Origin of the sequence: Curtobacterium phyllosphaerae (assembly GCF_049341865.1) — a bacterium.
Classification (GTDB): Bacteria; Actinomycetota; Actinomycetes; order Actinomycetales; family Microbacteriaceae; genus Curtobacterium; species Curtobacterium phyllosphaerae.
In genome coordinates this window covers 16,900-29,557 of the sequence record NZ_JBMPIU010000002.1, presented here as the reverse complement: position 1 = coordinate 29,557, position 12,658 = coordinate 16,900, and the positions used below count along the sequence as shown (strand labels likewise).

Here is a 12,658-nt window from a genome sequence, read left to right as displayed (position 1 = left end):
GCTACCCAGGCCGTATTCCGCGCGCCCCGAGCGTGCGGGTCCGTGGCGGACTAGCGGCCGAGCCGGGCGCGGAGCAGTGCCACGGCGTTGCCGATCTCGCCGTTCTTCGCCACGACGAGTGCGCCGAAGTACACGATCCCCATCACGCCCGCGGCGAGCACGAGGGTGATGAGCGCGCTCGTGACGTCGGTCATCGCGAACCCGCCGCGGTCGAACCCGCCGAAGAAGTTCACGACGAGGAGCCCGGCCACCCCGGCGATCACGGCGGCGAACACGAACTGCACGTGCGACCGGGTGACGAGCGCGCCGTCGATGCCGTCCAGCCGGCGTCGGACGATGACGAGCGCGACGATCGTCTGGGCGGTCCCGGCGACGGTGGTGACGCCCGCGACCCCGATCCCGATGAGCGACCCCGGGAAGGTCGCCACGGCCGTCGCGCCGACCACGAACAGCACCGACTGGACGACCTGCATGAGGAACGGCGTGCGGTGGTCGTGCATCGCCCAGAACGCCCGCTGGATGATGAACAGCATGCTGAACAGGACGAGACCAGGCATGTAGGCCAGGAGCACCTCGGCCATCGCCTGGACGTCGCCGAACGAGTGCTCGTAGAGGCGCGCGAACGGGAACGCGACGACCATCAGGGCGACGCTCGCGAACACCGTGAAGAGCCCGACGATGCGGAGCGACAGGGAAAGGTTCCGCCGGACGGCCCCGAGGTCGCCGCGCTCGGCGTCGTGGCTCATCCGCGTGAAGTACGCGGTCGCGATCGACACCGTGATGATCGAGTGCGGGAGCATGAACAGCAGCCACGAGTTCTGGAGCGTCGCGTTGCCGGCGCCGGTGCCGAGTGAGCTGACCCGCGACTGCACGACGCCGGCGGCCTGCGTGACGAGGATCATCGCGAAGAGCCAGCCCGCGGCGGTGCCGGTGCTCCGGAGGCCGACGCCCCGCCACCGGAAGTCCGGGCGGTACGTCAGGCCCGCGCGGCGCCAGAAGAGCAGGAGGAACGCCGCCTGCGCGGCGACGCCGAGGGTCGCGGTGCCGGCGAGCACCATGATCTTGGTCGGGGTCCAGTCGGTCGGGTCCGCGTTGTCCGCCCGCGTGCCGAACAGTGCGATGAACACGACGAGTCCGGTGATCGCGATGACGTTGTTGAGCAACGGCGCCCAGGTGAACGGTCCGAACACCTGCCGGGCGTTGAGCACCTCGCCGAGCAGCGAGTACAGCGCGTAGAAGAGGATCTGCGGCAGGCACCAGAACGCGAACGCGACGGCCAGGGCGGTGGTGTCGCTCGCGAACCCCTTGCCGCCGGCGCCCGCGGACTGGCTGTACACCCCGACGAGCACCGGTGCGGCGATGGTGGCGACGATCGTCACGGCGACGAACACCACGCCGCCGATGGTGACGATCTTGTCGATGTACTTCTGTCCACCGTCCGGGTGCTTGGTGGCTCGGACGATCTGCGGGATGAGCGCCGCGCTCAGCAGGCCGCCCGCGATGAGCGTGTAGACGCTGTTCGGCAGCTGGTTCGAGACCGCGAACGCGTTCGCCGCCGCGCTGCCGGACTGACCGATCGCCGCCGCGAGCACGAACGTCTTGACGAACCCGAGCACCCGGGACACCAGGGTGCCCGCGGCGAGCAGCGCGCTCGCGCGGCCGAGACCGCGTTCGGCGGCGGGTGCCGCGTCGACCGTCGTCTGCGGACCGGGCGCGCTCATCGGCATGTCGCCGTCGAACCGGTCGGGCACGTCGGCGCTGCCCACGGCCCGTCCGACACCGGCCTGGAGGCCCGACTCACCACCCGCGGGCGGGGTCGCCTCCGCCACGGTGGTCGCCGGTGCACCGGCGGCGAGGGCGGTCTGGGCGGTGACGTGCACCATCTCGCGCGCGTCGGCCTCGGTGTCCGTGTCGGTGTCGGTGTCGGTGTCGCTGTCGTCCAGCGGGCGGTTCGGGTCGTCGTCCGACGTCGGTTCCGCGCCGGCGCGACGCCGGAGCCGTCGGCGGATGTTGCGGAGGATCCCGAGGCCGAAGACCACGACGACCGCCGACGCGGCGACACCGGTGATGATCGTCTCCCACTGCGCCTGGACGTTGATCTCGACCGTGCTCGGGTCCGCGACCCGGACGCCCGTGGCACTCGTCAGGGCCAGGTCGAGCTGCACCTTGCCGTTCGCGACGGACTGCACCGGGAACGTGATGCGTGTCTGCGAATCCGGTTGGATCGTCACCTCGAGGGCGTTCTTCTCGACCCGGAGCACCGAGCTCGACGGTGTCACGGTCAGGTAGACGGTCACCGCGTACGCCGACTTGTTCCGCACCGAGATCGGCAGGGAGGACCGGTCGGCGAACAGGTTGATGTTGCTCGAGTCCACGATCCCGACGCTCGCGACGATCCGGGCGGCGCGGGCGGTCTCGGTGCCGACGGCGTCCGCGAAGCCCGAGGGGTCGGCACGCCACGCGTTCGACGCGACCGCGAGGACCCGCAGCCGCGTCGGGGCGGTGAGGTCCGTCGCGGTCTGGAGCGCCGTCGAGAAGTCCGTGATGTTCCGCTCGGCACCGACCAGGGACCGGAGCTCGGCGATGCGGGCGGTGCTCTCCGGGTGGCTCGACAGCGAGACCCCGCCCGGTGACGTCGCGCTCGCCGTGGACAGGTCCGTCGGCGACACCCACGGCGTCGACTCGAGTGCCGTGAGCGTCTGGTCGAGCCGCCCGGTGTCCGTCGGCCAGGTGCGCCCGAGGGTGAGGAGCATCGGCCCCGACCCGCCCGTCCGCGTCGCGGTCGCGAGCTCCGCGGTCAGGTCCGACATCGCGGACTGCCACGCGTTCTCGGTCGCGGCGGTCGCGGCGGTCCGGAGGAGGTCGGACAGGCTCGAGTCGGAGACGAGCACGGCGTCGTCGCCGATCCGTGCGGACGCGCCGATGTTCGTCGACCGGGCCGCGGTCGTGTTCGTGCTGGCGAGGATCGTGCGCTGCGTCCCGGCGGCGGTGAACGCGGGCAGGTCGTCCGTGGCGACCGTGTCCTCGAGCGGCCAGGCGATGTTCGTCACCGTGTACGGGTAGGCCAGGAGGCTCGCCGTCGTGGGGAGCGTCGGTGCGGGTGCGGCGGTGGCGCTGCCGCTCGGTTGCCCGGTGCCGCCGGTCTGCCCGTCCGCCCCGTTCTGCCCGGTGCCGCCGGTCTGCCCGTCCGCCCCGTCCTGGCCGTCCGTGTCCGCGCCCGAGGTCGCACCGTCCGTCGGCGCCGCCGTCGCACCCGTGCTCGCGGAGCCGCTCGGCGCGGGCGTCACGGCCCCCGGGAAGTTGTCCGGGTCGACGGCCTGGTCGAGCGAGATCGGACCGAGGACCCCCGCGGTGCCGGCCTGGCGGAGCCCCGCGACGTCCGAGTCCGCCCACGAGAGCGCGAACGTCTCGTTCTTCGCGGACTGGAGGCGGGCGAGCCAGGCGAGGGCCGAGTCCGGGGCGGCGTCGCCGAGGATCCGGATCGACGCGATGATGCGCGGGTCGATCCCGATCGCGACGTTGTGGTCGAGCACCGCGGCGAGCTGCTGGGTGAGGGTGCCGTCGACGGCGGTGTAGGACGCGAGGTCCTGGGCGGAGAGGAGTCCGGTGCCGGTCGTCGTCGCCGGGACCGTGATCGGCACCGCGACGCTCACCCCGGTCGGCGACTGCTCGAGCGACGGGTACCAGGTGATCGCGGACCGCTCGACGACCGACACCGCGCCCGCGTCGTACGTCATCGCGATGCGACGCGCCCCGAAGGAGTAGCCGTTCAACGCGACCGTGGCGGCGGGGACCGTGACGTCGTCGACGGTGACCGAGCGGTGCGCCGGGACAGCCGGAACGCTCACAGAGGCCATCCTGGTCCCGGGGTAACCGTCGCTGCTGGTGTCACCCTCCCAGTCGTCGAGCTCGTCCCGGTCGCCGACGACGCTCCGGAGGATGGAGAGCCTCCCGGTCGCGGCCGGCAGCTCGTCGTCCGTGGCGTTCGTCACGGTCACGGCGAGGTGGAGGTCCTGGCCCGGTTGGAGGACGCCCTGGTCCCTCGGCGAGAGGGTGATCGTCGCGGACCCGGCCGCGGTCGCCGACGGCGTGGACGAGGCGCTCGCCGACACTCCCGGGACCGTCGCGGCGTCGGCCACGGCGGGCGCACCGACGACGCCGAGGGCGACCAGCGCGGTCACGGCGGCGAGGAACGGGGTGCGGAATCTGGTCATGTGCGGCGGCCCGGCGATGGTTCGGGACCTCGGTCGAGTGTAGGAGGGAACGCCCTGGACGATCCTCCGCACGCGCGGCCCGGGCCGCGTCTGGGATGATCGACTGGTCATGCACTCCGTCGCCCAGGCCCTCGAGCGACTCGGCCGCCTCGCCGAGTCCGCACCCGTCGCCACCCTCGCCGTCGCGTTCGCCGACGCCGGCCACGAGCTCGCACTCGTCGGCGGGCCGGTCCGCGACGCGTTCCTCGGCCGACCGGTCACCGACCTCGACTTCACCACCGACGCCGACCCGGCGACGATCCTCCGCATCGTCGAGCCGCTCGCGAGCGCCACGTGGGACGTCGGTCGGCAGTTCGGCACGATCGCCGCGCGGGTCCGGGGCGAGCAGGTCGAGATCACGACCTACCGCAGCGACGTCTACGACGGTGCGACCCGGAAGCCGGAGGTCACGTTCGGGAGCTCGCTCACCGACGACCTGGTCCGCCGCGACTTCACGGTGAACGCGATGGCGCTCCGACTCCCGTCCCGTGAGCTCGTGGACGACGGCGGCGGTGTCGAGGACCTCCTCGCCGAGCGCCTCACCACGCCGCAGGCGGCCACCGTCTCGTTCCGCGACGACCCGCTCCGGATGATGCGCGGCGCCCGGTTCTCGTCGCAGCTGGGCTTCACGGTGTCGGACGAGGTGCGCGCCGCGATGACCGAGCTCGCGGACTCGATCGGGAACATCTCCGCGGAGCGGGTCCGCGACGAACTCGTCAAGACGCTGTCCACGGACGACCCGGTGCCCGGGCTCCGACTCCTCGTCGAGACGGGCATCGCCGAACGGATCCTGCCGGAGCTCCCGGCGATGCGCCTCGAGATCGACGAGCACCACCACCACAAGGACGTCTACGAACACTCGCTGACCGTGCTCCGCCAGGCGATCCAGTACGAGCACGAACGGCACCCGGGTGACGCCCCGGACGTCGTGCTCCGCGTGGCCGCACTGCTCCACGACATCGGCAAGCCCGCGACCCGCAAGCTCGAGCCGGGCGGTGTGGTGAGCTTCCACCACCACGACCTCGTCGGCGCGAAGGCCGCCCGCAAGCGTCTGAAGGCCCTGCGGTTCGACAACGACACCATCGCGTCCGTCAGCACCCTGATCGAGCTGCACCTCCGGTTCTTCGGCTACACCGAGGGCGCCTGGACGGACTCCGCGGTCCGGCGGTACGTCCGTGACGCCGGCGACCAGCTCGAGCGGCTGCACGAGCTCACCCGGTCCGACGTCACGACCCGGAACCGCCGGAAGGCCGACCGACTCGGGTTCGCCTACGACGACCTCGAGGACCGCATCACGACGCTCTCCGCCCAGGAGGAGCTCGACGCGATCCGCCCGGACCTCACCGGCGACGACATCATGCGGATCCTCGACATCCGACCGGGGCGCGAGGTCGGCGAGGCCTACCGGTTCCTCCTCGAGGCCCGGATGGACGAGGGCCCGCTCGGCCCGGACGTCGCGGCGGAGCGTCTGCGGGCGTGGTGGGCCGCGCGCTGACGGTCCCGAGCCGATCCGCCGGACGGTGGACGCGCCTCCCGTTCGTCGGCTAGTCTTGTCAGGTTGTGCCTGCCGCACCTGCGGCGCCGCACACATGCATCAACCCTCCTGCTCCGGATCGTCCGGGGCCGTCAAGACCAAGGGAGGTGGGTTCCGCATGCACCAGTACGAACTGATGGTCATCCTCGATCCCGAGATCGACGAGCGCACGGTCGCTCCGTCACTCGACCGGTTCCTCGCAGTCATCCGCAACGACGGTGGCACCGTCGACAACGTGGACGTCTGGGGCCGTCGTCGTCTCGCCTACGAGATCAACAAGAAGACCGAGGGCATCTACGCCGTCGTCAACATGACGGCCAGCTCCGACGCCACCAAGGAGCTCGACCGCCAGCTCGGTCTCTCCGAGGCCGTCCTCCGCACCAAGGTCCTCCGCGCCGAAGAGGCGATCGCGATGGTCGCCACCGCCAAGAAGCTCGCCGACGAGAAGGCTGCCCGCAAGGCGACCCTCGCGGCTGCCGCTCCGAAGGCCGCCGAGTAACCATGGCCGGCGAGACCGTCATCACGGTGGTGGGCAACCTCACCAGCGACCCCGAACTGCGGTACACGCAGAACGGGCTCGCGGTGGCGAACTTCACCATCGCCTCCACCCCCCGGACGTTCGACCGCCAGGCGAACGAGTGGAAGGACGGCGACGCGCTGTTCCTCCGCGCGTCGGTGTGGCGCGAGTTCGCCGAGCACGTCGCCGGATCGCTGACCAAGGGCTCGCGCGTGATCGTGCAGGGTCGTCTGCGTCAGCGTTCCTACCAGGACCGCGAAGGCCAGCAGCGCACCAGCATCGAGCTCGAGGTCGACGAGATCGGCCCTTCGCTCCGCTACGCGACCGCACAGGTCACCCGTGCACCGGGTGGCGGCGGTGGTGGTGGCCGCGGCCAGGTCGGCGGCGGTGCCGGCTCCGGGTACAACGGCGGCGGCAACGGCAACGGCGGCAACACCGGTGGCCAGTCCGACGAGCCGTGGTCACCGCAGGGTGGTCAGGGGAACAACACGTCCTCATCCGACGTGTGGAACTCCCCCGGCAACGGCGGCGGCTACGACGACGAGACACCCTTCTGATCCGCAGCCCCATCTGCGTTTGATCTCAACGAACACCTAAGGAATCCCCAATGGCTGGAAAGAGCAGCGGCGACCGCCGCAAGCCTCGTGGCAAGGGCGGCAAGAACGCCGCTCCCGCGAAGGCGATCAAGGTCGGCGTCATCGACTACAAGGACGTCGCGACCCTTCGCAAGTTCATCTCCGAGCGTGGAAAGATCCGCGCCCGCCGCATCACCGGCGTCTCCGTCCAGGAGCAGCGCCTCATCGCCCGTGCCGTGAAGAACGCCCGTGAGATGGCGCTCCTCCCCTACGCCGGCTCCGGCCGCTGATCAGGAGGATCACCATGTCGAAGCTCATCCTCACCCACGAGGTCACCGGCCTCGGTTCCGCCGGCGACGTCGTCGACGTCAAGAACGGCTACGCCCGCAACTACCTGATCCCCCAGGGGTTCGCGGTGTCGTGGTCGAAGGGCGGCGAGAAGCAGATCGAGTCGATCCGTGCGGCCCGCGCCGCTCGCGAGCTGGCCACGATCGAAGAAGCACAGGACCTCAAGCTCAAGCTCGAGAACGCCGTCGTCACCCTGACGGTCAAGTCCGGCAAGGACGGCCGCCTGTTCGGGTCCGTCCGCCCGGCCGACGTCGCCGCGGCGGTCGAGAGCCAGGGCATCGGCTCGCTCGACAAGCGCAAGGTCGAGGTCCCGGCCTCGATCAAGACGACCGGTGACCACGAGGCCACTGTCCGTCTCCGCGAGGACATGGTCGCCACGATCTCGCTGAAGGTCGTCGCCGCCAAGTAGCAGCAGCACGCACCGCTGGACGGCGGGTCTCCCTGACGGGAGGCCCGCCGTTCGTCGTTCCCCGGGTCGCGTCGAGCGCCATGGTGCACACGGATGCGCACGTTCATGGTCGGCGTGCAACGTTCGGCGACGAGTTCGGAACCCGTCGCGGGCGCGCAGGTGAACAACGCTCGAACTCCCCCGTCCGGGGGGTTCCCGCTCGCTAGCGTCGTCTCGGCTCGTCACCGCGGCGGGTTCGAGAACGCGACAGGAGCAGGACATGCCCAACTTGAACGTGACGTACGGCGACATGCAGGACGCGGCTGGTCGTCTGGTGAACGGTGAGCAGGACATCGAGTCGAAGCTGCGGGAGCTGAAGTCGTTGGTGGACTCGCTGATCTCGGGTGGGTACGTGACGGATCAGTCGTCGGTGGCGTTCGGGTCGTCGTACCAGGAGTTCAACGACGGTGCGACGAAGACGGTCGAGGGTCTGAACGGGATGAGCGACTACCTGAACAAGGCGGCCGAGGCGCTGCAGCAGACCGACTCCGAGCTCGCCAAGGCACTCAAGTAGGACCGGCGTCCGGGCCGGGCACGCGTCTGCGTGCCCGGCCCGAGCCTCCACAGCCCACGACCGGAGCACGGGAGCCATGGCAGACCTCATCATCACGAAGGCGGTCCTCGAGGACTCGGCCTCGAAGCTGCAGCACATCCACGACGAACTCGACCACCAGAAGTCCGACGACGGTTCCCTCGCCGAGGTCTACGGCCAGCACGACGTCCAGGACGCGATGCACGACTTCTCCGGCGACTGGAAGATCCACCGCGAGAAGATCCGCGACGCCGTCGGCAAGCTGCACGAGCTCATGCAGAAGTCCGTCGAGTCGTGGACCGGGCTCGAGCAGGACCTCGCCGGCGCGCTGACCACCGAGAACACCACCACCGGGGCGGGTGCCTGATGCCGGCGCGCGGTGGTGACTGGACCCTCGTCGGCGAGGCCTCGGACCCGATCGTCGCGGACGTCGCGGCGCTCGAGGACCTCGTCACGTACTACACGACCCTCGCCGACCAGATCACGTCCGAGGCGTCGGTGCTCGGCGCGATCGGCGACGGCGACGAGTCGCAGTTCAAGGGCCAGGCGGCGGACAAGGTCCGGTCGCGGAGCAAGGAGGTCGCGGACTCGCTCCGGATCATGTCCGGGAGGTACGACGCTGTCCGGAACGCACTCTCCGCCTACCGTCCGGAACTCGAGCACGCCCTCGACGAGTCCGCGGCGGCGCTCCGGGACGCGACGGACGCGGCGGCAGCCGGGTCGCGCGGCAGCGCCATGCCGGACCCGAGCGCGAACCGCGCCCAGGACGCTCCGCCCCTGACCGCCGACGAACAGGGCGAGGTCGACGCCCGGAACCGTGCGATCTCCGCCGCGACGTCGAGCGCCGAAGCGGCGACGGCGCGCCTCCGAGCCGCAGTCGACGGTCTGGACGGTGCCGGCCGGACCGCGGCGAACACGATCCGAGCGGCCTGGCACGACGGCCTGCACGACACGCTCGGCGACAAGATCAAGGCGTTCTTCGCCAAGCTGCTGAAGATCATCGTGAAGATCTTCACCTACATCGGCATCGCCTTGGCCGCCCTCGCGATCCTGATCCCCGGCCTCGGGTTCATCACCCTCGCGGCGGCGATCGCGACGACGGTGACGTTCGTCGCGAACGTCGCACTCGCCGCGATGGGCGAGGGGTCGTGGCTCGACGTCATCATGTCGGCGGTCAGCATCGCGTTCGTCGGGGCGGGCGCCCTCGTGACGAAGGCAGCGTCGGTCGCGAAGGCCGGCATGCTCGCCAAGGGGATGCCCGGCGTCGAGAAGGTCGCCGGGACGAAGATCGTCGCGCTGCAGGCGGAGCGGATGACCGCGATCCGGACGGCGCTGTCGTCGACGATGCGGATCAGCGACTCGGTCCGGCAGGTGCAGCGCATCAGCCAGGAGGTTGCCGCGGTCCAGAAGGAGCTGTCGATCGCCAAGTCGACGAACGTGATCGGCAAGTTCAAGGAGAAGGCCGACTGGTTCGACCCGCGGACGTTCAAGCAGCTCGCCGCCGAGGACCGGGCGAAGATCGCCGAGGGGTACTCGAAGGGCTACCGGTGGGACCGCTTGTTCAGCGTCGACCGGCAGCAGGAGCTCGCCGAGATGCGCTCGGTCCTCCGGACGCAGTACGGGATCGGCGTGCAGACGGTCCCGGCGTGGCATGCCTGGTTCCAAGCCACACGGGTGTCCTACGGCTGGGGAAACATCGTGTTCGGACAGAGCGTCAAGCCGACCGGGTGGGGGTCCGACCAGGGCTGGGTCCCGGCGTACGACGCTGCGAGTGGCGCGCTGACGACCTGAGTACGCCGGGTCCCGGTCGAACCGGTCCGCTAGAAGGCGGACACGGCGCGGACATCGAGAACCCCTATCCGGCCCCGGTTGTCCGCGACACGCCGAACAGCCAGATCCGTTGACGGTGCCCGAGCGTCTCGGATGTCCGTTTCGGTGGGATTCAGTGCCCGGATCAGTCCGCCTGTGGACCGGTCCATCGCGGAGAACTTGCACGGAGGCGTGCAGTGGCGATGTCCGTTCGGGCGTCGAAACGTACCCCGCCGCTTCGTTCCACCGTGAAATAACATCAGTTCCACCCCCATGCAGGGGACACCACCTCCCCGGCGTGGGGCGGCGGGCAACCCATCGTGAAGGAGCAGGACATGCCCAACTTGAACGTGACGTACGGCGACATGCAGGACGCGGCTGGTCGTCTGGTGAACGGTGAGCAGGACATCGAGTCGAAGCTGCGGGAGCTGAAGTCGTTGGTGGACTCGCTGATCTCGGGTGGGTACGTGACGGATCAGTCGTCGGTGGCGTTCGGGTCGTCGTACCAGGAGTTCAACGACGGTGCGACGAAGACGGTCGAGGGTCTGAACGGGATGAGCGACTACCTGAACAAGGCGGCCGAGGCGCTGCAGCAGACCGACTCCGAGCTCGCCAAGGCACTCAAGTAACACGCGTCGCCAGGTCCCGTCCCCGCACCGATCGGGGACGGGACCTGCCGATTCCGCGGACCTCCACCGGCCGCCGCAGCGAGAACAGGACCGAACATGGCGAGCACCCAGCGACTCTTGATCACGGACATCCTCGTGACCGACTCACGTGATCGCGTCGGCCGCGTCGACGACGAACTCCAGCACCAGAAGTCCGACGACAAGGCCGATCGCGGCGTCTTCGGCGAGGGGCACCTCGAGCACACCTACCGGGACTTCTCGGGTGACTGGAAGCTGCACCGCGAGAAGCTCCGGAAGAACGTCGACAAGCTCCACCAGAACCTGATCAACATGAACGACGCGTTCACCGACGTGCAGCAGCAGCTCACCGACGGACTCAAGGTCAGCGAGGAGCAGCGCTGATGGCGAACCGACCAGGGCGCTGGGACCTCCTCGGCCACGACGCCGACCCCATCACCACGCGACCGGACGAGGTCGCCGAGCTGGCCAAGTACTACCGGGACATGGCGAACGACATCGAGACGGCGGCAGCGCAGCTCCGTCCGGTGGGCGACGACGACCTGTCCGCCGGCGAGGGCGAGTCGGTCGACGCCGTCCGCGGCCGGGCGAAGGACGTCGCGGCATCGCTCACCCAGATGCACGGGCGGTACAGCTCGGCCGCCGAGGCGTTCGACGGCTTCCACGCCGCGGTCGGCCTGGAGAGCGACGGCGCCGGCGGCGGCACCGTGATGGCCGTGTCGATGGCGGCGCTCCACGCGGCGGAGGAGGCCGACTCGGCACTGACGCAGGTCTCCGGGACGGCCGACCCGCTCCAGGCGGCGAAGGACGCGAACCGGCCGCCGACCGCCGAGGAGACGGACGACGCGAACCGTCGGACGAGCGCGATCGACCAGCAGAAGGGCGCGTTGGGGGCCGCCCACAAGCAGCTCGACCAGGCGTTCTCGATGCTCTCCGACGCCGGGCAGCGGGCCTCGTCCACGATGAGGGGCGCATGGGACGACGGGCTGCACGACAGCGGCTGGTACAAGTTCCTGCACATGCTCATCAAGATCTTCACGATCATCGGGATGATCCTCGCGGTGCTCGCGTTCTTCATCCCCGGGCTCGGACTCGCCGCGATCGTCGGCGCGATCGGCGCGGTGTTCGCCGTCGTCGCCGCGGGGCTCAAGTTCGCGGTCGGCGAGGGCAGCGTGCTCGACGTGATCCTGTCCGCGATCGGTCTGCTGACGCTCGGTGCGGGGTCCGCGATCACTAAGATCACGGCGAACGCGATCGGCAAGGGCATCAGTGCCGGCAAGAACGCCATCCGGATCCAGGGCAACGCCAGCGTCCGGATCCAGCAGGGCATCCAGACGAGCGCGACCCGGGCGACGAGGGTCGTGCAGGATCGGATCGCGACCATCAGCCGGGAGCTGAGCGGCAACACGGGCAGCATCCCGAAGATCCAGGAGCTCCGGAGGCTGACCGCCGACCTGCCGAGGATCCAGGCCGCGAACAAGCTCAAGTTCGACACCGCGACGGCGGAGATCAAGCGCCTGACGACGCAGAACGCGTTCCGGAAGCTCGACTTCGAGACGAAGTTCAAGGACGACCCGAACTGGTGGAACCTCACCAAGTTCAAGACCGTCGCCGGGAACGACAAGCAGCTCATCAAGGACCAGTTCACGCTCGCCAAGGGCCTCGGCGGGACCTTCAAGAGCTGGGGCGAGCGGTTCGCCGGGATCGACGGCATGGCCAAGCGCGGGAACATCGACAGGTGGTTCACCGACAACGGCATGAAGGTGCCGTTCACCGTCGCGGCACCCCAGTGGCACTTCGCCGTCGGGGCGTGGGGCAGCCTGTGGGGCAAGGGCACCGCGGTCGCGACGACGACGGTGTTCCCGACCGGGATCGGCAACGACACGTCACGGCCGTGGACACCGTGGGTGAACGACCACAAGGGCGCGTTCCCGGACATCCACACGCTGTGGAACCCCGACGTGACGGGCCCCGCAGCGCACGCCTGACGAACGA

12 protein-coding genes are annotated in these 12,658 nt (G+C 70.0%); 11 read left to right on the top strand and 1 reads right to left on the bottom strand.

The annotated features are described in order from the left end of the window. Positions 1–50: 50 nt before the first annotated feature. On the bottom strand, positions 51–4,214 hold the full coding sequence (locus ACO0E0_RS03255) for a DUF6049 family protein (protein ID WP_422869975.1): 4,164 nt from the start codon (positions 4,212–4,214) through the stop codon (positions 51–53). Between the two features lie 109 nt (positions 4,215–4,323). Between ACO0E0_RS03255 and ACO0E0_RS03250 the strand changes: the two genes are divergently transcribed. From ACO0E0_RS03250 to ACO0E0_RS03200, 11 genes are all read left to right on the top strand, one after another. Next, a complete protein-coding gene (locus ACO0E0_RS03250; RefSeq protein WP_422869974.1) occupies positions 4,324–5,748 on the top strand; it encodes a CCA tRNA nucleotidyltransferase in 1,425 nt (474 codons plus the stop codon). Between the two features lie 157 nt (positions 5,749–5,905). Next, positions 5,906–6,286 (top strand): 30S ribosomal protein S6, encoded by a 381-nt coding sequence (gene rpsF / locus ACO0E0_RS03245; RefSeq protein WP_422869973.1) that lies wholly within the window; start codon positions 5,906–5,908, stop codon positions 6,284–6,286. A gap of 2 nt (positions 6,287–6,288) precedes the next feature. Next, the gene (locus ACO0E0_RS03240) at positions 6,289–6,861 is read left to right on the top strand and encodes a single-stranded DNA-binding protein (protein WP_422869972.1); all 573 of its coding nucleotides are present in this window, start codon (positions 6,289–6,291) and stop codon (positions 6,859–6,861) included. A 50-nt stretch (positions 6,862–6,911) separates the two neighbouring features. Next, positions 6,912–7,169: a 30S ribosomal protein S18 gene (gene rpsR / locus ACO0E0_RS03235; protein WP_422869971.1), complete on the top strand. Its 258-nt coding sequence runs from the start codon at positions 6,912–6,914 to the stop codon at positions 7,167–7,169. Positions 7,170–7,183: 14 nt separating this feature from the next. Continuing rightward, a complete protein-coding gene (gene rplI, locus ACO0E0_RS03230) occupies positions 7,184–7,636 on the top strand; it encodes a 50S ribosomal protein L9 (protein ID WP_422869970.1) in 453 nt (150 codons plus the stop codon). A 259-nt stretch (positions 7,637–7,895) separates the two neighbouring features. Further along, entirely contained in the window at positions 7,896–8,189 is a 294-nt protein-coding gene (locus ACO0E0_RS03225) for a WXG100 family type VII secretion target (protein WP_422869967.1), read from the top strand. Between the two features lie 76 nt (positions 8,190–8,265). Then, the gene (locus ACO0E0_RS03220; protein ID WP_422869969.1) at positions 8,266–8,574 is read left to right on the top strand and encodes a hypothetical protein; all 309 of its coding nucleotides are present in this window, start codon (positions 8,266–8,268) and stop codon (positions 8,572–8,574) included. After that, positions 8,574–9,998, top strand: coding sequence for a hypothetical protein (locus tag ACO0E0_RS03215; RefSeq protein WP_422869968.1), 1,425 nt, complete (start codon positions 8,574–8,576; stop codon positions 9,996–9,998). The genes ACO0E0_RS03220 and ACO0E0_RS03215 overlap by 1 nt, the downstream gene beginning before the upstream one ends. A 353-nt stretch (positions 9,999–10,351) precedes the next feature. Next, complete coding sequence (locus ACO0E0_RS03210; protein WP_422869967.1) at positions 10,352–10,645, top strand: WXG100 family type VII secretion target; 294 nt, start codon at positions 10,352–10,354, stop codon at positions 10,643–10,645. Between the two features lie 96 nt (positions 10,646–10,741). Further along, positions 10,742–11,047 carry a hypothetical protein gene (locus ACO0E0_RS03205; protein WP_422869966.1) on the top strand — a complete coding sequence of 102 codons (306 nt, stop codon included), beginning with the start codon at positions 10,742–10,744 and terminating at the stop codon, positions 11,045–11,047. Then, positions 11,047–12,651 carry a hypothetical protein gene (locus tag ACO0E0_RS03200; protein ID WP_422869965.1) on the top strand — a complete coding sequence of 535 codons (1,605 nt, stop codon included), beginning with the start codon at positions 11,047–11,049 and terminating at the stop codon, positions 12,649–12,651. Before ACO0E0_RS03205 ends, ACO0E0_RS03200 begins: the two co-directional genes overlap by 1 nt. Positions 12,652–12,658: the final 7 nt, after the last annotated feature.

Bases quoted from the DNA above. Each gene is read 5' to 3' on its own strand.
- ACO0E0_RS03255 (WP_422869975.1), bottom strand. From the start codon at position 4,214: ATGACCAGATTCCGCACCCCGTTCCTCGCCGCCGTGACCGCGCTGGTC.
- ACO0E0_RS03250 (WP_422869974.1), top strand. From the start codon at position 4,324: ATGCACTCCGTCGCCCAGGCCCTCGAGCGACTCGGCCGCCTCGCCGAG.
- rpsF (WP_422869973.1), top strand. From the start codon at position 5,906: ATGCACCAGTACGAACTGATGGTCATCCTCGATCCCGAGATCGACGAG.
- ACO0E0_RS03240 (WP_422869972.1), top strand. From the start codon at position 6,289: ATGGCCGGCGAGACCGTCATCACGGTGGTGGGCAACCTCACCAGCGAC.
- rpsR (WP_422869971.1), top strand. From the start codon at position 6,912: ATGGCTGGAAAGAGCAGCGGCGACCGCCGCAAGCCTCGTGGCAAGGGC.
- rplI (WP_422869970.1), top strand. From the start codon at position 7,184: ATGTCGAAGCTCATCCTCACCCACGAGGTCACCGGCCTCGGTTCCGCC.
- ACO0E0_RS03225 (WP_422869967.1), top strand. From the start codon at position 7,896: ATGCCCAACTTGAACGTGACGTACGGCGACATGCAGGACGCGGCTGGT.
- ACO0E0_RS03220 (WP_422869969.1), top strand. From the start codon at position 8,266: ATGGCAGACCTCATCATCACGAAGGCGGTCCTCGAGGACTCGGCCTCG.
- ACO0E0_RS03215 (WP_422869968.1), top strand. From the start codon at position 8,574: ATGCCGGCGCGCGGTGGTGACTGGACCCTCGTCGGCGAGGCCTCGGAC.
- ACO0E0_RS03210 (WP_422869967.1), top strand. From the start codon at position 10,352: ATGCCCAACTTGAACGTGACGTACGGCGACATGCAGGACGCGGCTGGT.
- ACO0E0_RS03205 (WP_422869966.1), top strand. From the start codon at position 10,742: ATGGCGAGCACCCAGCGACTCTTGATCACGGACATCCTCGTGACCGAC.
- ACO0E0_RS03200 (WP_422869965.1), top strand. From the start codon at position 11,047: ATGGCGAACCGACCAGGGCGCTGGGACCTCCTCGGCCACGACGCCGAC.